The following is a 19,002-nucleotide window of genomic DNA, read 5'->3' as shown; positions in this document are numbered from 1 at the left end:
AACGGCACCAGTGCCCCGTACCTCCCCGGCCTCCCCCCGAAGGGCTAGCGGGCCGTGGCGGTAACCCTCTCGCTCTCGATCCGCTTGGCCACTGCCTCCTCCTCCAGCATCTCCAGATGCCGGCACAGCACGACGGACCCACCCGTGGCCAAGGGCGCGTACAACCCGGCGCTCAACCCCTCCCACGTGTCATAGGGCAACGCCGACAACACCCGAGCCCCGGGCCCCGTGAGCCCGACCGCCGGCGCCTCCGCCGACGCCCGCTCCACGATCTCCGCCCCGCTGAACTCCCGCCCGGCCACGATCAACGCGGCGGCCTGCGGATCCACGGGCGCGTACGCCGCGAACCGGTCCCCGTGACTCGGCACGTCCACCGCATAGTCGGCGTACCCCTCCGGAGGAGCCGGCACGAACCGCCGCCCCAATGGAGCCAAGGACAACGCGTACCGCTCACCCCCGCACGCCAGCCCCGCGTCGAACGCCCCGGGCCCGGCCACGACGAAGTCCGCCCGCCCGGCGTCGCCACCCACGTCCGCGACGACCCCCACCGACGAACACGCCAGCAACCACACCGCCGTCTGCCAGTGCGCGGGCAGCAACAGCGCGACCCGGTCACCGGGTTCCGCGGACAGTCCGTCCTGGAGGAGGTTCGCGGTCTTGGCCACCCAATTGGCGAAGGTGGCCACGGACAATTCGACCCGTTCGCCCGTGGCGTCGTCGTAGAAGGTCACCAAGGGCCGCGCGGGGTCCGCGGCGAGCGCGGAACGCAGCAGGTCGGCAGGGGTGCGATCAGTGGCGTTCACCCGCGCAAGCGTACGCGCCGCCACGCCTGCCCACCCACCGCCGGGCCCACCACCACCCCACCACTCCACCACCCGATTGGGCGAACGCTCACCGACAACCCGTCAGCTCCCCAATGGACAGGAATAAACCGATATGTTCACGATCGGGAGCATGCATGGACTGCTTGCTTCTTCGATCGGTGTCACCTGCACGGCCGCCCTCGCCCTTCCGCTGGCCCCGCCCGCCGCCGCGACCCCCGCGGCGCCGACCGCGGAGGCGGCAACCGTCCACGGCGCGCCCCTCGCACCCGACACCCATGCCCTTCCCCCACTCCCCGACCTCCCCGGCAGCACCCAGTCGCTGCCCCTCAACCCCCTCACCCGCACCCAAGGCCCCGCCACCGACCAGGGCCTGACCCGCCGCGACGTACGGCACTTCTCCCTCGTCGGCGTCGTCTGGGACGACCCGGCCACCGAACTGCACGGCAGCGTCCAGGTCCGTACCCGCGCCGCGGGCACCGCCACCTGGTCCGGCTGGCAGGACGTGGAGACGCACAACGCCGACCACGGCGCCGACCCCGACACCGCGGAACGCACCTCGGGCCGCGTGCGCGGAGCCACCGCACCCCTGTGGGTGGGCGATTCCGACGGTGTGGAGGTACGCGTCCGCGCCGACACCGACACCCCCGCCGGCACCCGAGGCCCCCGCACGGCCACCACCGCCTCCCTCCTTCCCTCGGGCCTGCGCCTCGAACTCGTCGACCCGGGCGGCGACGACTCCGACGAGAGAGCCGGTGTCACCGCGCCGCTGCACGCCCCCGTGCACGTCCCGCGCACCGGCCCCCTGCTCAACCCGAACGACCAGACCGCCCTGAGCACGGAGGCCTCCGAGGCCTCCGCCACCAACACCGACCTTCTGCGCGTACCACTGGGTGCCACCGACATCCCCGAGCTGACGCGGTCGGAGACGGAGCAGGAGCTGTCCACGCTGCTCGGCGACGAGCTGACGGAGCAGCAGCGCGCGAAGCCGTACATCGGCCCCCGCCCACACATCGTCACCCGGCGCGGCTGGGGCGCCGACGAGTCACTGCGCGAGCGGACGTTCGTCTACACGAAGAAGGTGAAGGCCGCCTTCGTGCACCACACGGCCTCCGGCAACAAGTACAAGTGTTCGCAGTCGCCCTCGCTCATCCGTGGTATCTACCGCTACCACGTCAGGAGCATGGGCTGGCGCGACATCGGCTACAACTTCGTCGTCGACAAGTGCGGAAACATCTACGAGGGCCGCGCCGGGGGCGTGGCGAAGCCGGTCATGGGCGCCCACACCCTCGGTTTCAACACGAACAGCATGGGGATCGCCGTTCTCGGAACGTTCGGATCTTCCAAACCGTCCTCCTCAGCGGTCAAGGGCGTCGCCCGGCTGACGGCATGGAAGCTGGGCCTGTTCGGAGCCAATCCGAACGGAAAGACATACCTGAAGTCCGGCGGTGGCAATCTCTACGCAAAAGGTAAGAACGTACGACTGCATGTGATCTCCGGACACCGGGACGGCTTCGCCACGGAATGCCCAGGGAGGCAGCTCTACGGCAAGCTCGGCTCGGCCCGTTCGACGGCGGCGCGCTACCAGGGGCGCTGACCCGGGGTCACGGGCAGCGGGGGGACATCCAACAACGCACGGCCATCGAAGGCGCCACACAACGGTCTGCATACACTGGCCGGTCGAAAGACAGTTCGGCCGGTCCCGGCAGGAAGCAGAGACGAAGGTGACAGAAGCGATCCTCCTGGTCGGCGGCAAGGGCACCCGGCTGCGCCCCCTCACGGTGCACACGCCCAAGCCCATGGTCAGGGCGGCGGGGGTGCCGTTCCTCACGCACCAGTTGGCGCGGGCGAGAGCGGCGGGCGTGGAACACATCGTGCTCGCGACGAGCTACCTGGCGGAGGTCTTCGAACCGTACTTCGGCGACGGCGCGTCGCTCGGACTCCACATCGAGTACGTCACGGAGGAAGAGCCCCTGGGCACGGGCGGCGCGATCCGCAACGTCGCGTCCCGGCTGCGCTCGGGCCCCGACGACCCGATCCTGGTCTTCAACGGCGACATCCTGACGGGACTGGACATCCGCAGACTCGTCGACACCCACGAGACGACGGGCGCGGACGTCTCCCTGCACCTGACCAAGGTGACTGACCCGCGCGCGTACGGCCTCGTCCCCACCGACGACACCGGGCGCGTCCTCGCCTTCCTGGAGAAGCCCCAGACGCCCGAGGAGATCGTCACCGACCAGATCAACGCGGGTGCCTACGTCTTCCGACGCTCGGTCATCGACACGATCCCGCTCGGCCGCCCGGTCTCGGTCGAACGGGAGACGTTCCCCGACCTCCTGGCAGCCGGAGCGCACCTCCAGGGCATGGTCGACTCGACGTACTGGCTCGACCTCGGCACCCCGGCCGCCTTCGTCCGCGGCTCCGCGGACCTCGTCCTCGGTCGTGCCCCGTCCCCCGCGGTCCCCGGCCGCTGCGGCGACCGACTGGTCCTGCCGACGGCGACCGTCGCACCCGACGCGAAGCTGACCGGCGGCACGGTCGTCGGCGAGGGCGCGTTCGTCGCCGAGGGCGCGAGGGTCTTCGGCTCGACGATCCTCCCCGGCGCCGTCATCGAACCCGGCGCCGTCATCACCGACTCCCTCATCGGCACCCGCGCCCGCGTAGGCGAACGCTCCGTCCTCACCGGCACCGTCATCGGCGACGGAGCCGTCATCGGCCCCGACAACGAACTCCGAGACGGCGCCCGAATCTGGTGCGACGCCCGCATCCCAGCAGGCGCGGTGCGCTTCTCCCCGGACGCGTAACACCGGCCACCGGCAGCAGGCCGCCCTAGCCAGCCCGGCGATCGAGCGGGCAGTCGTGCCGCTGGGGCGGCACGGGTGGGCGCGGGCGGCACCCCGTCAGCGCCGGGCCGCGCGACCCACCCCCGCCCAGCCCCAGCACCGCGCAACCTCACAACCACCCAGCCTCGGCCCCAGCACCGCGCAACGGCCCAGCCTCAGCCCCACCACCGCGCAACCTCACTAACCGCCCAGCCCCAACCCCCGCACCGCCCAACCTCACAACCGCCCGATATCAACCCGCCGCATCTTCGGCGCACGCCGCTTCGGCGCGACCCCGCTCAACAAGACCAGCCGAGCCGCCCGATGCCGCTGCCCCGCATACGGCTCCAGCAACGACAACATCACCGCGTCATCCGCATCCCGGTCCCCGGCCAACGCCCACCCCACGATCCCCGGCAGATGCAGATCCCCCACGGTCACCTCATCCGCCGCCCCATGACTGCGCTGCACCGTCTCCGCCGACGTCCACGGCCCGATCCCGGAGACCAGCTCCAGCCGCGCCCGGGCCGCCGCCGGCTCCATCCCGGCCGCCTCCTCCAACCGCCGCGCCACCCGGACCGCCCGCAGAATCGTCGACGCCCGCTTGTTGTCGACCCCGGCCCGATGCCACTCCCACGACGGAATCAGCGCCCACGTCCGAGGCGCCGGCATCACGGACATCCGCTCGGGCGCGGGCCCGGGCGCCGGCTCCCCGTACTTCCGCACCAGCAACCGCCACGCCCGATACGCCTCATCGGTCGTGACCTTCTGTTCCAGAACCGACGGGATCAACGACTCCAGCACCCGTCCGCTCCGCGTCAACCGCAGCCCCGGCCGTCGATGCCGCGCGAGCGCGACGACCCGGTGCCGGGGCACGAAGACGGACGGATCGTCGGCGGCGCCGAGCAACTCCGGCAACTGCTCCAGCAGCCACTCCGCGCCGGGCCCCCACGCCTCCCCCCGCACCTGCCCGCCGAGCGCGACGACCCGCAGCGTCCCGGGGCCCGCCGGGGTGAGGCAGGTCCGCCACACGGACCCGTCCGGCGTCGCCCGGAACGTCGGGTCCCCGGGCCCACGCCGCAGCGGCCCGAGCACCAGCCCCAGATCCAGCGGCCCGTCGGGCACCCACATCCGCACCCGCCCCGGCCCCGTCGCCTGCCGCGGTACCCCCGCGGGCATGCCGACCTGCCCACCGCGCACGGTCGTACGCGTGGGCCGGGGAGCGAAACGTCCTGCCACGAATGAGATCCCGGGGTGTCGAAGGTGCCCTGTGAGACGTCGAAGGTGCCCTATGAGACTAGGACCTGTCCGGCTCCTCCGGAGAGGAGCGACCGTAAGACCGCTCACCGCACCTCGATGAACGCCCCCGCATCCCGCTCCGCCCGAGCCCTCGGCTCCTCCGCCGGATGCCCGACGGCCACGGCCCCCATCGGATCCCAGTCCTCCGGCAGCTCCAGCACCTCACGCACGACGTCCCGGCAGAACATCGTCGACGACACCCACGCCGACCCCAGCCGCTCCCCGGCCAGCGCCACCAGGAGGTTCTGTACGCCGGCCCCCGTGGCGACCACGAACATCTCCCGCTCGGCCGCGTCCCGCCGCGCGTCCCCGTAGGTGTGCGAGCCGTCCATGACGAGACACGGCACCACCAGATACGGCGCGTTCCGCAGGACGTCCCCGCGCCGCACCCGCTTGGCGATGGACTCCTCCGTCTTGCCGTCCCGTCGCAGGTCCGCGATCCACGCGTCCCGCATCGCGTCCAGCAGCCGTGTCCGCGACCGAGCCGACTCCAGCAGCACGAACCGCCACGGCGTCGTGTGGTGCGGCGCCGGCGCCGTCACGGCCGCGGCGACCGCCCGTCGTACGGCCCCGGGATCGACGGGCTCGTCCGTGAAGGCCCGGATCGTACGGCGCTGGGTGACCGCCAGCCGTACCGCCTCCGACGTCCCGAGCCGGAACATGTCGTCGCGCGCGCCGCGCACCATGGCCCGCGCGCCCTCGCCGTCGCCCTCGGCCACCACGTGCGGCAGTCCGCGCACGACGGCGACGGGCAGCCCGGCGGCCTTGCCCTTCACCAGATCACCGGCGGCGGCCAGTTCGTCCGCCGTCGCCACGACCGTCGCACTGAGCGGATTGCCGTACGCGTCCGTGCCCCCGCGCAGATCGTCGAGCACGCGCACGCCGGCCGCGCCGATCGCGACGTCGGTGAGCCCCGCGCGCCAGGGCCGCCCGAAGGTGTCGGTGACGAGGACCCCGACGTCGACACCGAGGGCGTCCCGCAGTCCGTCCCGGATCGCGCGCGCGGACGCGTCCGGGTCCTCGGGCAGCAACAGCACCGTGCCGGAAGGGGTGTTGGAGGCGTCGACGCCGGCGGCGGCCATGACGAGCCCCTGCCGGTTCTCCACGATCCGCAGCGCCCCGCGCCGCGCCACGACCCGCACGGTCTCGGCATCGATCGCGGCCTCCCGGTCGGCCGCCTCGACCAGGCGCCCCTCCGCCTTGGAGACGATCTTCGAGGTGACGAGGAGTACGTCCCCGTCGACCAGCCCGGGCGCGGCGGCGGCGATCAGCTTGGCGAGGTCGTCGCCGGGCGCGACCTCGGGCAGGCCGGGGACGGCCCAGACCCGGTAGCCGTCGGCGGATGCGTCACTCATGCCCCTCGTACCTCCTCGGCCAGCGCCAGCGCCTCGCGGGCCATCCGGGCGGTCGCGTCGAGGTCGGTCATCATCAGCGGTACGGCCCGGCAGCGGATGCCGGCCGTCTCGATCCGCTCGACCACGCCCGCGTCCACGGTGTCGACGAGCCAGCCGTCGAGCAGCCCCGAGCCGTAGTGCTCGGCGACCGCCGCGGCCGTGGACTCCACGCCGACCGCCGCGAGCACCTTGTCGGCCATGCCGCGCACGGGCGCGTCCCCGACGATGGGGGAGAGGCCCACCACCGGCACCCCGGCATCGGCGATGGCCTCCCGGATGCCGGGCACGGCGAGGATCGTGCCGACGGAGACGACCGGGTTGGACGGCGGGAAGAGAATGACGTCCGCTTCGGCGATGGCCTCCAGGACGCCGGGCGCAGGCTTGGCCTGCTCGGCGCCGACCGGCACGACCGCGTGGGCCGGTACGGAGGCCCGCAGCCGCACCCAGTATTCCTGGAAGTGGACGGCCTTGCGCTCGCCGGAGCCCGCGGCGGAGCCGCTGTCGGGGAGCGTGACGGCGACATGGGTCTCGACGCGGTCGTCGGTCATCGGGATCAGCCGCACACCCGGCTTCCAGCGGTCGCACAGCGCCTCGGTCACCGCGCTCAGCGGGTATCCGGCGGCGATCATCTGCGTCCGGACGATGTGCGTGGCGAAGTCCCGGTCGCCGAGTCCGAACCACTCGGGCCCGACGCCGTACGCGGCGAGCTCCTCCTTCAGGTGGAAGGTCTCGTCGGCCCGCCCCCAGCCCTGCTCCTCGTTGATGCCGCCGCCGAGCGTGTACATCACCGTGTCGAGGTCCGGGCAGACCTTCAGCCCGAAGAGGTGGATGTCGTCCCCGGTGTTGCCGATGACCGTGATGTCCGCGTCCGGCGCGGCCTGCTTCAGGCCGCGCAGGAAGCGGGCACCGCCGATGCCGCCTGCCAGAACCACAATGCGCATGGGAGCAGTCTTGCAGGCGGGTACGACAACGCGTCAGCCAGTCGGCACCGCGTCGACCGGGCCCTGCGCCGCGGAGGCCGAGCAGCCGACCGCGTGCATGGGCATCTCTGTCAGCGCCGGGTAGTAGACGTGCAGGCTGACCGCCGGTTCCAGCGCGTCGTTGACGACCTCGTGCACGTACCCGGGCGCGAACACGCGCTCCGCCCCGGCCCCCAACGCGCGCGTGCCGCGCTCCGTGCGCTCGGTCAGGGTGCCCTCCAGCACGGTCAGCACTCCGGAGGAGCGGCCGTGGTCGTGCGGCCCGCTGCCCTGTCCGGGCACCCAGGACAGCAGCCACACCTCGTAGCCCGGGCCGGTGCGCAGCCGGTGGTACCAGCGCGTCGTCGCGTCGTACTGCACGAGGTGCTCCCACTGGGAGCGGTCGGAGGCGATGGAGCGCGCCAGGCCGACGAACTCGGCGACGGTGGCCGGGTGCTCGCGCGGGGGCTGGAGCAGGTGCGGGACTTCGAGGATGTCGCCGGCGATCTGGAGGTCGCTGTCGCTGTTCATGAGGGTGCGGTGGTTCCTCGGCGGAAGAGTGGGGGCTGGGGGGTCGCGTACCGTCCGCCCGGGTCGCGGGCGGGAGGAAAACCCTGGTGAGGGCAGAGAAAACAGCAGCCGAGTCGCGGTGGACTCAAGAGCAGCCGGAGCGCGTTGGGCTCAACAGCTGGGACAGCAACAGCTACAGCGAGCGCGGGCAGCACCGTGGGACCCGGCGGTGCGGGTCGAGGTGAGTGCCAAGTTCGCGAGCATGCCCACAAGGACATCGGGTCACACCTCGACTGTCAACTCGACACCCGCTTTGTGGGACGTGTTTCACCTCATCCGGGTCACCTCAAAGGTGAAAGGTTTGTGCATGGGGTACTCGGGACACATGGCGTCCATCCGGTCGATCCGGTCGCGCAAGCCCCGTTGCCGTCCCGTGATCCGACTGTGATCCGGTTCGCTTCGGCGTGTGTGTCGCAACGGGATCGCACTCGGGGGCGTCCTTACCTGTGCAGGCTCTGCACGGGGTCCTATGCCCCCCGGGGCCTCGTTTGCGTGTCAATGTTTATGGCGATTTGAACACTTTCGGCGCCGCCTTGGTTCCGCAGAGTGAATAACGGGCCCAATAGCAGATCTCGGCTTGACTCGCCCGGAGCAGCACACCTGTAATTTCACTCGTGTCGTTCAGCCGGAATCGGTAACGGCAACATCACGGGGACGCGAAAGAGCAGACGAGGGGCGCACATGACCGAGCTGGTGCAGCAACTGCTGGTCGACGACGCGGACGAGGAACTCGGCTGGCAGGAGCGCGCACTGTGCGCCCAGACCGACCCCGAGTCCTTCTTCCCCGAGAAGGGCGGCTCGACCCGCGAGGCCAAGAAGGTCTGCCTCGCCTGCGAGGTCCGCTCCGAATGTCTTGAATACGCCCTCGCCAACGACGAGCGCTTCGGTATCTGGGGCGGTCTGTCCGAGCGCGAGCGCCGACGGCTGAAGAAGGCGGCGGTCTGAGCACGGCCGTCTGAGCACGGCCGTCTGAGCACGGCCGTCTGAGCGCGGCCGTCTGAGTGCGGCCGTCTGAGTGCGGCCGTCTGAGTGCGGCCGACTGAGCATGGCCGTCCGAGCGGAGGGCGTGCATCCGCACGCAGGCAGTTGTCCACAGTACGAGCGGCCCGTCGCGGGTGGGTTGTCCACAGGCGGCGGGCCGTCGTCATGCCCAGCCGATAGTGTGGTCGCTCGTCCGAGACGCCCCGCCGCCCCCTGGTGGCACAGGCGTCCACCGCAGTCCATCGAACCGGGGCCCGTACCTCGATGTCCGTGCACAGCCACACGGCAGCCCGCCAAGACGCCGCTGCCACACCTGAGTTTCCGCGTCATGTGGTGACCGCGGTCCTCGTCTCCCACGACGGCGCCCGCTGGCTGCCCGACGCGCTCGCCGGACTGCTCGGCCAGGAGCGCCCGGTCCAGTTCGCCCTGGCCGCCGACACCGGCAGCGCGGACGACTCCGCCCAGCTGGTCGCCGACGCCCTCGGCGCCGACCAGGTGCTGCATCTCGCCCGGCGCACCGGTTTCGGCCAAGCCGTCGAGGAGGCCACCCGCACCGCCCCGGTCCTCACCCCGGACGAGCTGCCCTACCTGAAGCGACCCAGCGGCTGGGACCCCGTCACGCGCACGTGGCGCGACGACGCCTACGACATGCCCGAGCTTCCGCACGGGGAGCCGGTCCAGTGGCTGTGGCTGCTGCACGACGACTGCGCCCCCGAGCCCGACGCCCTGGCCGAGCTGCTGCGCGTCGTGGAGAACGAACTCGAACTGGGCCGCGACGACGTGGCCGTCGTCGGCCCCAAGCTGCGCGGCTGGTACGACCGCCGCCAGCTCCTGGAGGTCGGCGTCACCATCGCCAACTCCGGCCGCCGCTGGACCGGCCTGGACCGCCGTGAACAGGACCAGGGCCAGCACGACCACGTCCGGTCCGTACTGTCCGTCTCCACCGCCGGCATGCTCATCCGCCGCGACGTCTTCGAGCAGCTCGGCGGCTTCGACCGCCGACTGCCCCTGATGCGCGACGACGTCGACCTGTGCTGGCGCGCCCAGGCCGCCGGCCACCGCGTCCTCGTCGCCCCCGACGCGGTCGTACGACACGCCGAGGCGGCCTCCCGCGAGCGCCGCGCCGTCGACTGCGCGGGACGCACCACCGCCTCCCCGCACAAGGTCGACAAGGCCGGCGCCGCCTACACCCTCCTCGTCAACGCCCGCACCGCGGTCCTGCCCTGGATCCTGCTGCGCCTCGTCCTCGGCACCCTGCTGCGGACCGTCGCCTACCTCGTGGGCAAGGTCCCCGGACAGGCCGTCGACGAGATCCGCGGCCTCCTGGGCACCCTGCTGCGGCCCGAGCGGATCATCGCCGGACGGCGCCGACGCGGCCGTCCGGCCGTCGACAAGGACGAACTGCGGGCACTGTTCCCGCCGCCTGGCGCGACCGTGCGGGCCACCGTCGAACAGGTCGCGGGCAACCTCGTCGGCGGCTCCGACACCGAGGCCGCCGCGGGCGCCGGGCGGCACGGCAGCGCCATCGAGTCGGGCCCCGGCGGCGACGACGCCGACTTCCTGGAGATCGAGCAGTTCGTCCGCCTCAAGCGCATCGCCCGCAAGCCGGGACCGGTGCTCTTCCTGGTGCTGCTGCTCGTCTCACTGGCCGCCTGTCGCGCCCTCCTCGGCGGCGGCGCGCTCGCGGGCGGCGCCCTGCTGCCGGCCCCGGCCGACTCCTCCGAACTGTGGTCGCGCTACCTGGACGCCTGGCACCCCGTCGGCGCCGGCGGCATCCCGTCCGCGCCGCCGTACCTCGCGATCGTCGCGCTGCTGGCCTCCCTGCTGTTCGGCTCGACCGGCCTCGCGGTCACGGTGCTGCTGGTCTGCTCGGTCCCGCTGGCCGGTGTCACCGCGTACTTCGCCTCCCGCCCGCTCGTCGAGTCCCGCCTCCTGCGCGCGTGGGCGGCGGTCGTCTACGCCTTCCTGCCCGCCGCCACCGGCGCCCTCGCGGGCGGCCGCATCGGCACCGCGGTGCTGGCCGTCCTGCTGCCGCTCGTCGCGCGCGCGGGCATCGCCGCCGCCGGGCTCACCAAGGCCGCCGACACGCGCGGCAGTTGGCGCGCCACCTGGGCGTACGCGCTGCTGCTGACCCTCACCACCGCGTTCACCCCGATCGTGTGGCCCATCGCCCTGCTCCTGGGCATCGGCGTGCTGGCCGTGCGCCGCGCCGACATCACCGCCTACGCACCGCGCTTCCTGGCCCAGCTGGGCACTCCGCTGCTGATCCTCGCGCCCTGGTCCCTGACGCTGCTGCCGTTCGGCTTCTTCAAGGAGGCCGGCCTGGAGTACGGCTCCTCGACGGCCTCCGCCCTCGACCTGCTCGGCGCGAGCCCCGGCGGCCCCGGCACGGTCAGCGGCCTGATGCTCATCGGCATCGTCCTGGCCGCGCTCGCCGCCCTGCTCCGCTCCGAGCGCCAGGCCGGCATCCTCGCGGCCTGGGTCGTCGCCCTGGTGGGCCTCGTCTTCGCGGTCCTGTCCAACGGCTCCACCTGGGCCGGACCGGCGACCCTCGTCTACGGCATCGCCCTTCTGGCCGCCGCAGCGCTCGGCGCCGACGGGGCACGCGCGCGTGTGGCCGAGCAGAGCTTCGGCTGGCGCCAGCCGGTCGCCGCCCTGATCGCCTTCGCCTCGGCCGCGGGCCCGCTGCTCATCGCCGCCGGCTGGATGATCCGCGGCGCCGACGACCCCCTGGAGCGCCGCGACCCGGTGCAGGTGCCCGCGTTCGTCGCCGAGGACGGCAACAACCGCGACCAGGCCCGCACCCTCGTCCTCGACAGCGACTCCGCCGCCCACGTCGCCTACATGCTCGTCCGCGGCTCCGGCGCCCGCCTCGGCGACGCCGAACTCGCCGCCGCCGACGGCGAGAACGCCAAGCTCGACAAGATCGTGGCCAACCTGGTCGCCGGCTCCGGCGCCGACCAGGTCGACCAGCTGGGCAAGTTCGCCGTGCGCTACGTCCTGGTCCACAAGGGCGCGCCCCGCGACGTCACCCGCGTCCTGGATGCCACGCCCGGACTGCGCCGGCTCAGCGAGCAGAACGGCGGCGCCCTGTGGCGGGTCGACCAGCAGGTCTCCCGCGCGGCCATCGTCTCCGCCTCCGGCTCGGGCGCTCCGCGGTCGGTCGCCGCGGGACTCGTCGACATCCACACCACGATTCCCAGCGGTGCGGACGGCCGGATCCTGCGCCTGGCCGACACCGCCGCCGAGGGCTGGACGGCCACCCTGGACGGCAAGCCGCTCACCCGCACCACGGTCGACGGCTGGGCCCAGGGCTTCGAACTCCCCGCCTCCGGCGGAAAGCTGGACGTCACCTACGACGACCCGATCGGCCACACCGCCTGGCTGTGGGCCCAGGGCGCGCTCGCTGTCGTCCTCGTCGTGCTGGCCCTGCCGGGCCGCCGCCGCGACGTCGACGACGACCTCCCCGAGGAGCCGGTCGTCCCGGCCCAGGCCGTCGCCGGCGAGGGCCGCCGCGCCCGCCGCCTGCGCGCCCAGGCGGAGGCCGAGGAGGCCGCCCAGGACACGGACGTTCCCGCCCCTCCGCAGCCGGAGCCCGTCGCGGCGGTACCCCAGCAGCAGCCCTACGGTGAGTGGGACGCGGCGAACTACGCGGGCAACGAGTACGGCACCTACGGCGACGACCAGTACCAGGGCGCCCAACAGCCCTACTCGGCGGGCACCTACGACCAGACGCAGACCTACGACCCCTACCAGGGCGGTCAGTACGACCCGTACGCCTACGGCGGCCAGAACCAGCAGGCGCCGTACGACCAGACGTACGACCAGACGTACGACCAGGCCTACGACCCGTCGTACGGCCAGGGTTACGACCCCGCGTACGACCCGGAGCAGCAACAACAACAGCAGCAACAACAGCACGGCAACGGCAGTGAGCGCCCCGACGGGAGCCAGCAGTGAACCGCACGACCATCTCCCTGTTCGCCGGCGTGGCCGCGCTCGCCGCCGTCACCGGATTCGCCGCGCTGACCCCGCCCGACGCCTCAGGCACGGACACCACGAAGGCGGCCGCCGAGCTGCCCGTGGAACGCACGAGCCTGCTCTGCCCGGCGCCCAGCACCTCCGACCTCGCCGAGACGTCGTACACGTCCTTCACGCCCGTCACCAAGGGCACGGAAAGCGACGGCACGGCCGAACTCGAGTCCGCCACGGAGCAGTCGGGCGACGGGACAGGGGACGACGGCACCAAGGACAAGCAGGGCAAGCAGGACGGGAAGGGCGAGAAGGGCAAGGGCGGGGACAAGCCGGTCCTCACGCCGAAGGCGCCCGGCACGCCCGTCACCGGGGACGCCTCCGGCGCCGACTCGCCCGCACTGGTCGGCACCGCCGAGGGGAAGTTCGCCCCCGGCTGGACCGTCCAGGAGACCACCGAGGTCGCCGCCGGCACCGGCCGCGGCCTCCAGGGTGTCAACTGCACCGCGCCCGACACGGAGTTCTGGTTCCCGGGTGCCAGCACGGCCACCGACCGCACGGACTACGTGCACCTGACCAACCCGGACGACTCCGCCGCCGTCGTCGACATCGAGCTCTACGGCAAGGACGGCGCCCTGCAGACCACGGTGCAGGACGGCATCACGATCCAGCCGCACTCCAGCGAGCCGGTACTGCTGTCCACGCTCACCGACGACAAGCAGGACAACCTCACCGTGCACGTGAACGTCCGCAGCGGCCGCGTCGGGGCCGCCGTCCAGGCGCTGGACGAGAAGCTCGGCGGCGACTGGCTGCCCGCGTCCACCGACCCGGCGGCGAGCCTGGTCCTGCCGGGCATCCCGAAGGACGCCTCGTCCGTGCGCCTGATCGCCTTCACGCCGGGCGACGCCGACGCGGACCTGAAGGTGCGCCTCGCTTCGCCCTCCGGGCTGATCACGCCCGCCGGGAGCGAGACGCTGCACGTCAAGGGCGGCATGACGACCGCGGTCGACCTGGGCGACGTCACGCGCGGGGAGGCGGGTTCGCTGGTGCTGACCCCCACGGACCGGTCGGTGCCGGTCGTCGCGGCCGTCCGCGTGGTCCGCGGCAAGGGCGACAAGCAGGAGACGGCGTTCATCCCCGCCACGAACCCCGTCGGCACGCGCGCGACGTCCGCCGACAACAGCGGCAAGGGATCCACGCTCTCCCTGACCGCCCCGACCGGCACCGCCGAGGTCAAGGTCACCGCATCCGCGGGCAGCGAGGGCGGCACGGCGGCGTCGAAGACGTACACGATCAAGTCCGGGACGACCCAGGACGTCGAGCCGCCGGTCCCCAGTGGTCTGAAGGGCACCTACGCGCTCACGGTGGAGCCCGTCTCGGGCGCCCCGGTGTACGCCGCCCGCACCCTGGCCGCCACCGAGGAGGGCGTCCCGGGCTTCACGATCCAGACCCTGCCGGACGACCGGGGGACGGTGGCGGTACCGGAGGCGGACCAGGATCTGTCGGTCCTGGAGAAGTAGGGCGTCGCCGCGGCGGCGGGCCTGCGTCCGGTCAGTCCTCGCCGTATCGCGGGTCCACCGTCTCCGGAGTCAGCCCCAGCAGCTCGGCGATCTGCTCGACGACCACCTCGTGCACCAGGGCCGCCCGCTCGTCCCGCCCCTTTGTGCGGATCTCGACCGGCCGCCGGTACACGACCACCCGGGCCCGGCGCCCGTCCTGCGCGGGCACCGTGCCGCCGAGCGGCACCGCCTCGTCGTTCCAGGGACCGCTGGGCCCGTCGAGGCGCGGCACCTCGAGGACCAGGAAATCGATGTCGGCGAGCTGCGGCCACCGTCGCTCCAGGCGCTCCACGGAGTCCTGCACCAGGTCCGCGAACACCTCGGCACGGCTGGCCGCGAGCGGCACCTGCGGCGGTGCGATCGGCCCGCGCATGCCCCGGCCGTGTCGATCACGACGGCGGGGGCCGGGGCCGGCGGCACGGGGCGGTACGGGGTTGTCCATCACTGGTGAAGCGTAGTCCCCGCCGGGGTCGCGCGCCCGGTGCCCACGCGGTGCCACCGGGCTGTCCGGGACGCCGCTGGGCGGCCTCGTACGGCATGTCGCAGGATGACCATTCCAGCCAAGCTTGGGCTCGATTCCGTATCTCTCCGAGACCGTCGGCCTCAAGGCAATTGACGGGGTTTGTACCGACTGATGACCGTACCCGGGTCCGTTTGGCACCTTGGACAAGGGGGTCGACGCAGGTCAGCGCCGTGCGCCGGGAGGGGCGTGTGGGGCGTTTCACGGGGCGACACGGTGGAGTGACCTGGTGCAGAGTCGTCGCGGCCCGCTCAAGAGTGCGGTACCGTCCAACGTCGTGAGCCCTGTACGTCGCTGTTCGCGCACCGCTTGCGGCCGACCCGCCGTCGCGACGCTGACGTACGTCTACGCCGACTCGACCGCGGTCCTCGGCCCGCTCGCCACCTACGCCGAACCCCACTGCTACGACCTGTGCGCCGAGCACTCCGAGCGCCTCACCGCCCCGCGCGGCTGGGAGGTCGTCCGGCTCCTCGACAGCTCGGCTCCCGCGCGCCCCAGTGGTGACGACCTGGAAGCGCTTGCCAACGCCGTGCGCGAGGCGGCCCGTCCGCAGGAGCGGGCGGCCGGGGCCGGTGGTGGCGGCGGGGGGCGTCGGGCCGACCCGATGGAGGTCGCGCGCCGCGGCCACCTGCGGGTGCTGCGCTCACCTGACAACTGAGTCGCCCTCGGCGCGTTGTGCCCCTCCTGTGATGATCCGCGTTCGCCGATGCGCGCCCATTGACGGGCGCTTGTCGTGGACGTGACGATTTCGTTCAGCCGAAACGAGAAATCGCTTTCTGCATGACGGAATCGGGGAGGCGCCCGTGTACGTCCAGGAACTGGAACCCGTCGCCGGCTCACTCGGCCTGTCCGCCCTCGTGGCGGCCCTGCCCCTCGTCCTCGTCCTGATCCTGCTCGGCGGAGTCCGCCTCAAGGCACACCTGGCGGGCCTCACAGGCCTCCTGGCGGCCGTCCTGGTCGCCTGGCTCGCGTACGGCATGCCGCTGGACCAGACGCTCTCCAGCGGCGCCCAGGGAGCCGTGTTCGGCTTCTTCCCCATCCTGTGGATCGTCGTCAACGCCCTGTGGGTCTACCGGATGACCGTCCATACCCGGCACTTCGACATCCTGCGCCGCTCCTTCGGGCGACTCTCCGACGATCCGCGCATCCAGGCACTCGTGGTCGCCTTCTGCTTCGGCGCGCTCCTGGAAGCGCTTGCCGGGTTCGGGGCGCCGGTCGCCATCTGCTCGGTCATGCTCGTCGCACTCGGCTTTGACCCGGTGCGGGCCGCGGTCGTCGCGCTGGTCGCCAACACCGCGCCCGTCGCGTTCGGCGCCATGGGCACGCCGGTGGTGACGCTCGCTCAGGTCACCGGTCTGCCGCTGGACTCCGTGGCCACCGTGGTGGGCCGTCAGACGCCGTTGCTGGCCCTCGTGGTGCCGGTGGTGCTGGTCTGGCTGGTCGACGGCCGACGGGGACTGCGGGAGACCTGGGTGCCCGCCCTGGCATGCGGATTCGCTTTCGCCGTCGCCCAGTTCGCCGCCTCCAACTACGTCTCCGCACAACTCGCCGACATCGGCGCCGCCCTGGCGGGTGCAGGGGCCCTGGCCGCCGTACCGCACGCGCGCGTGCCCGCCGCCGAGTCCGTTCGCGCGTCCGTCCTGACCGGCGCACGCAGCGAGGAACTCGACCAGGACGACCCGCGCGGCGAGGTCGTGCGCGCCTACGCCCCGTACGCGCTGATCGTCGCGATCTTCTCCGTCGCCCAGATCCCGGCGGTCAAGGACTGGCTCGCGAAGGCGAACCAGACCTACGACTGGCCCTTCCTGAACGTGGCGGGCCCGGACGGAAAGCCCGTGAGCGGCAACCTCTTCACCTGGCCGATCGTGTCCACCGGGGGCACGCTCGTGCTGCTCGCCGGGGTGCTGACGGCGGTCGTCCTCGGGGTGCACGCGCGCGTGGCGGTCAGGGAGTGGGCCGCGACCGTGCGCGAACTGCGGTTCGCGATCCTGACAGTGACGTCCGTGCTCGCCCTGGCGTACGTCATGAACCTCTCCGGACAGGCCGCCACGATCGGCCACTTCGTGGCGGCGGCCGGCGCGGGACTCGCCTTCCTGTCACCGGTCCTCGGCTGGTTCGGCGTCGCCGTCACCGGGTCGGACACCTCCGCCAACGCGCTCTTCGGCGCTCTCCAGGTGACGGCCGCCCGCGAGTCGGGCCTGTCGCCCGAACTCCTCGCCGCCGCCAACAGTTCGGGCGGCGTCCTGGGCAAGATGATCTCGCCGCAGAACCTCACCATCGCCTGTGCGGCCGTGGGCCTCGCGGGCCGTGAGGGGGATGTGCTGCGCAAGGTGCTGCCGTGGAGCGCGGGCCTGCTGCTGGTGATGTGCCTGATCGTCGTCGGCCAGAGCTCGCCGGTGCTGGACTGGATGCTGCCCTGAGCTGTTCGCGAACGCTGCCCTGACCTGAGGTGACGGCTGGGAATCCACTCACGGTCCACACAGCGGACTGTCAGCCTGGGCGGGTAGTTTGGGATGACCGATAGGACTTTCAGGAGGGTTGGCCGTGGCTGCTGATCTGTCGCAGATCGTTAAGGCGTACGACGTACGCGGGGTCGTCCCCGACCAGTGGGACGAGCCGCTGGCCGAGCTCTTCGGGGCGGCCTTCGCCCAGGTGACCGGGGCGGAGGCGATCGTGATCGGCCATGACATGCGGCCCTCGTCGCCCGGCCTGTCGCGGGCCTTCGGGCGCGGAGCGGCGGCCCTGGGCGTCGACGTCACCGAGATCGGCCTGTGCTCGACCGACCAGCTGTACTACGCGTCGGGCGCGCTGAACCTGCCGGGCGCCATGTTCACGGCGTCGCACAACCCGGCGCAGTACAACGGCATCAAGATGTGCCGCGCGGGCGCCGCGCCGGTCGGCCAGGACACCGGCCTCGCCGAGATCCGCGAGCTGGCCGAGCAGTGGACGGACAGGGGCGCCCCCGCGCCGACGGCGACGACGGGAACGATCACGCACCGCGACACGTTGGAGGACTACGCGGAACACCTGCGCTCCCTCGTCGACCTGACCTCCATCCGCCCCCTGAAGGTCGTCGTCGACGCGGGCAACGGCATGGGTGGCCACACCGTTCCCACGGTCTTCTCGGGTCTGCCCCTGGAGCTCGTGCCGATGTACTTCGAGCTCGACGGCACGTTCCCCAACCACGAGGCGAACCCGCTGGACCCGGCGAACATCGTGGACCTTCAGAAGCGAGTCCGCGAGGAGGGCGCCGACCTCGGCATCGCCTTCGACGGCGACGCCGACCGCTGCTTCGTCGTCGACGAGCACGGCGACCCGATCCCGCCGTCCGCGATCACCGCGCTGGTGGCCTCGCGCGAGCTGGCCAAGCACGGCGGCAAGGGCACGGTCATCCACAACCTGATCACGTCCTGGTCGGTCCCGGAGGTCGTGAAGGAGAACGGCGGCACACCGGTCCGCACGCGCGTGGGCCACTCCTTCATCAAGGCCGAGATGGCGCGCACCGGCGCGATCTTCGGCGGCGAGCACTCCGCGCACTACTACTTCAAGGACTTCTGGAACGCCGACACCGGCATGCTGGCCGCCCTGCACGTCCTCGCGGCCCTCGGCGGCCAGGAGGGCCCGCTCTCGGCCCTGGTCGCCCAGTACGACCGCTACGCCGCCTCCGGCGAGATCAACTCCACGGTCGCCGACCAGACGGGCCGCCTCGCCGCCGTGCGCTCCGCCTTCGAGGCCCGCGAGGACGTCACCCTCGACGACCTCGACGGGCTCACGGTCACCGCTCCCGACTGGTGGTTCAACGTCCGCCCCTCCAACACCGAACCCCTCCTGCGCCTCAACGCCGAGGCCCGCGACGAGAAGACGGTCGCCCAGGTACGGGACGAGGTCCTGGCGATCATCAGGGGCTGACCTTCCTCCGAGGCATTGGGGGTGTGGGCTCGAGCCCACACCCCCGGTGAGGGTCGGCGCGGACGGCACCCCGTCAGCGCCGGGCCGCGCGATCCACCCCGCCCCCGGCCCCAGCCCTGGCCGCACCCCCACACCGCAACCTCACCGGCGGTAACCTGACCAGGCACATCCGCACAAGCACAAACCACACGCA

Annotated in this window: 14 protein-coding genes; 8 read left to right on the top strand and 6 right to left on the bottom strand. The window is 72.4% G+C overall.

What is annotated here, in order from left to right:
* Positions 1 to 44 precede the first annotated feature (44 nt).
* The gene (locus tag ACFYWX_RS17825) at positions 45 to 803 is read right to left on the bottom strand and encodes a TIGR03089 family protein (RefSeq protein WP_389424977.1); all 759 of its coding nucleotides are present in this window, start codon (positions 801 to 803) and stop codon (positions 45 to 47) included.
* 151 nt (positions 804 to 954) lie between these two features.
* Between ACFYWX_RS17825 and ACFYWX_RS17820 the strand changes: the two genes are divergently transcribed.
* A complete protein-coding gene (locus tag ACFYWX_RS17820; protein WP_389424976.1) occupies positions 955 to 2,418 on the top strand; it encodes a peptidoglycan recognition protein in 1,464 nt (487 codons plus the stop codon).
* A gap of 127 nt (positions 2,419 to 2,545) precedes the next feature.
* The gene (locus ACFYWX_RS17815; protein WP_389424975.1) at positions 2,546 to 3,628 is read left to right on the top strand and encodes a sugar phosphate nucleotidyltransferase; all 1,083 of its coding nucleotides are present in this window, start codon (positions 2,546 to 2,548) and stop codon (positions 3,626 to 3,628) included.
* Positions 3,629 to 3,883: 255 nt separating this feature from the next.
* Here ACFYWX_RS17815 and ACFYWX_RS17810 read toward each other — a convergent pair whose 3' ends face one another.
* From ACFYWX_RS17810 to ACFYWX_RS17795, 4 genes are all read right to left on the bottom strand, one after another.
* Positions 3,884 to 4,885: a DNA-3-methyladenine glycosylase family protein gene (locus tag ACFYWX_RS17810; protein ID WP_389424974.1), complete on the bottom strand. Its 1,002-nt coding sequence runs from the start codon at positions 4,883 to 4,885 to the stop codon at positions 3,884 to 3,886.
* 104 nt (positions 4,886 to 4,989) lie between these two features.
* The gene (locus tag ACFYWX_RS17805; protein WP_389424973.1) at positions 4,990 to 6,300 is read right to left on the bottom strand and encodes a coenzyme F420-0:L-glutamate ligase; all 1,311 of its coding nucleotides are present in this window, start codon (positions 6,298 to 6,300) and stop codon (positions 4,990 to 4,992) included.
* Positions 6,297 to 7,280 carry a 2-phospho-L-lactate transferase gene (cofD, locus tag ACFYWX_RS17800; protein ID WP_389424972.1) on the bottom strand — a complete coding sequence of 328 codons (984 nt, stop codon included), beginning with the start codon at positions 7,278 to 7,280 and terminating at the stop codon, positions 6,297 to 6,299. Before cofD ends, ACFYWX_RS17805 begins: the two co-directional genes overlap by 4 nt.
* A gap of 33 nt (positions 7,281 to 7,313) precedes the next feature.
* Positions 7,314 to 7,829, bottom strand: a complete 516-nt coding sequence (locus ACFYWX_RS17795) for a cysteine dioxygenase (RefSeq protein WP_389424971.1) — start codon at positions 7,827 to 7,829, stop codon at positions 7,314 to 7,316.
* A gap of 720 nt (positions 7,830 to 8,549) precedes the next feature.
* Here ACFYWX_RS17795 and ACFYWX_RS17790 point away from each other — a divergent pair.
* The 3 genes from ACFYWX_RS17790 (at position 8,550) to ACFYWX_RS17780 (ending at position 14,341) form a co-directional block, all read left to right on the top strand.
* A complete protein-coding gene (locus ACFYWX_RS17790; RefSeq protein ID WP_003975777.1) occupies positions 8,550 to 8,813 on the top strand; it encodes a WhiB family transcriptional regulator in 264 nt (87 codons plus the stop codon).
* 300 nt (positions 8,814 to 9,113) lie between these two features.
* Complete coding sequence (locus ACFYWX_RS17785) at positions 9,114 to 12,809, top strand: glycosyltransferase (RefSeq protein WP_389424970.1); 3,696 nt, start codon at positions 9,114 to 9,116, stop codon at positions 12,807 to 12,809.
* Positions 12,806 to 14,341, top strand: coding sequence for a DUF5719 family protein (locus ACFYWX_RS17780; RefSeq protein ID WP_389424969.1), 1,536 nt, complete (start codon positions 12,806 to 12,808; stop codon positions 14,339 to 14,341). Before ACFYWX_RS17785 ends, ACFYWX_RS17780 begins: the two co-directional genes overlap by 4 nt.
* Before the next feature lie 31 nt (positions 14,342 to 14,372).
* Here the strand turns inward: ACFYWX_RS17780 and ACFYWX_RS17775 are convergent, their stop codons facing one another.
* A complete protein-coding gene (locus tag ACFYWX_RS17775) occupies positions 14,373 to 14,822 on the bottom strand; it encodes a metallopeptidase family protein (protein ID WP_389425189.1) in 450 nt (149 codons plus the stop codon).
* 307 nt (positions 14,823 to 15,129) lie between these two features.
* On the opposite strand from ACFYWX_RS17775, the gene ACFYWX_RS17770 reads away from it, so the two are divergent.
* The 3 genes from ACFYWX_RS17770 (at position 15,130) to ACFYWX_RS17760 (ending at position 18,809) form a co-directional block, all read left to right on the top strand.
* Positions 15,130 to 15,558, top strand: a complete 429-nt coding sequence (locus ACFYWX_RS17770) for a DUF3499 domain-containing protein (RefSeq protein WP_389424968.1) — start codon at positions 15,130 to 15,132, stop codon at positions 15,556 to 15,558.
* Between the two features lie 145 nt (positions 15,559 to 15,703).
* Positions 15,704 to 17,320 carry an L-lactate permease gene (locus ACFYWX_RS17765; protein ID WP_389424967.1) on the top strand — a complete coding sequence of 539 codons (1,617 nt, stop codon included), beginning with the start codon at positions 15,704 to 15,706 and terminating at the stop codon, positions 17,318 to 17,320.
* A gap of 124 nt (positions 17,321 to 17,444) precedes the next feature.
* Positions 17,445 to 18,809: a phosphomannomutase/phosphoglucomutase gene (locus tag ACFYWX_RS17760; RefSeq protein ID WP_389424966.1), complete on the top strand. Its 1,365-nt coding sequence runs from the start codon at positions 17,445 to 17,447 to the stop codon at positions 18,807 to 18,809.
* Positions 18,810 to 19,002: the final 193 nt, after the last annotated feature.

Origin of the sequence: Streptomyces sp. NPDC002888 (assembly GCF_042888465.1) — a bacterium.
In the GTDB taxonomy this organism is placed as follows: Bacteria; Actinomycetota; Actinomycetes; order Streptomycetales; family Streptomycetaceae; genus Streptomyces.
The sequence above is the reverse complement of the archived record's forward strand: the minus strand, read 5'-3'. Positions and strand labels throughout refer to the sequence as shown.

What these genes read in the sequence shown, in the direction of transcription:
- ACFYWX_RS17820 (WP_389424976.1), top strand. Translation starts at nt 955, where the DNA reads ATGCATGGACTGCTTGCTTCTTCGATCGGTGTCACCTGCACGGCCGCC.
- ACFYWX_RS17805 (WP_389424973.1), bottom strand. Translation starts at nt 6,300, where the DNA reads ATGAGTGACGCATCCGCCGACGGCTACCGGGTCTGGGCCGTCCCCGGC.
- cofD (WP_389424972.1), bottom strand. Translation starts at nt 7,280, where the DNA reads ATGCGCATTGTGGTTCTGGCAGGCGGCATCGGCGGTGCCCGCTTCCTG.
- ACFYWX_RS17795 (WP_389424971.1), bottom strand. Translation starts at nt 7,829, where the DNA reads ATGAACAGCGACAGCGACCTCCAGATCGCCGGCGACATCCTCGAAGTC.
- ACFYWX_RS17790 (WP_003975777.1), top strand. Translation starts at nt 8,550, where the DNA reads ATGACCGAGCTGGTGCAGCAACTGCTGGTCGACGACGCGGACGAGGAA.
- ACFYWX_RS17785 (WP_389424970.1), top strand. Translation starts at nt 9,114, where the DNA reads ATGTCCGTGCACAGCCACACGGCAGCCCGCCAAGACGCCGCTGCCACA.
- ACFYWX_RS17775 (WP_389425189.1), bottom strand. Translation starts at nt 14,822, where the DNA reads ATGGACAACCCCGTACCGCCCCGTGCCGCCGGCCCCGGCCCCCGCCGT.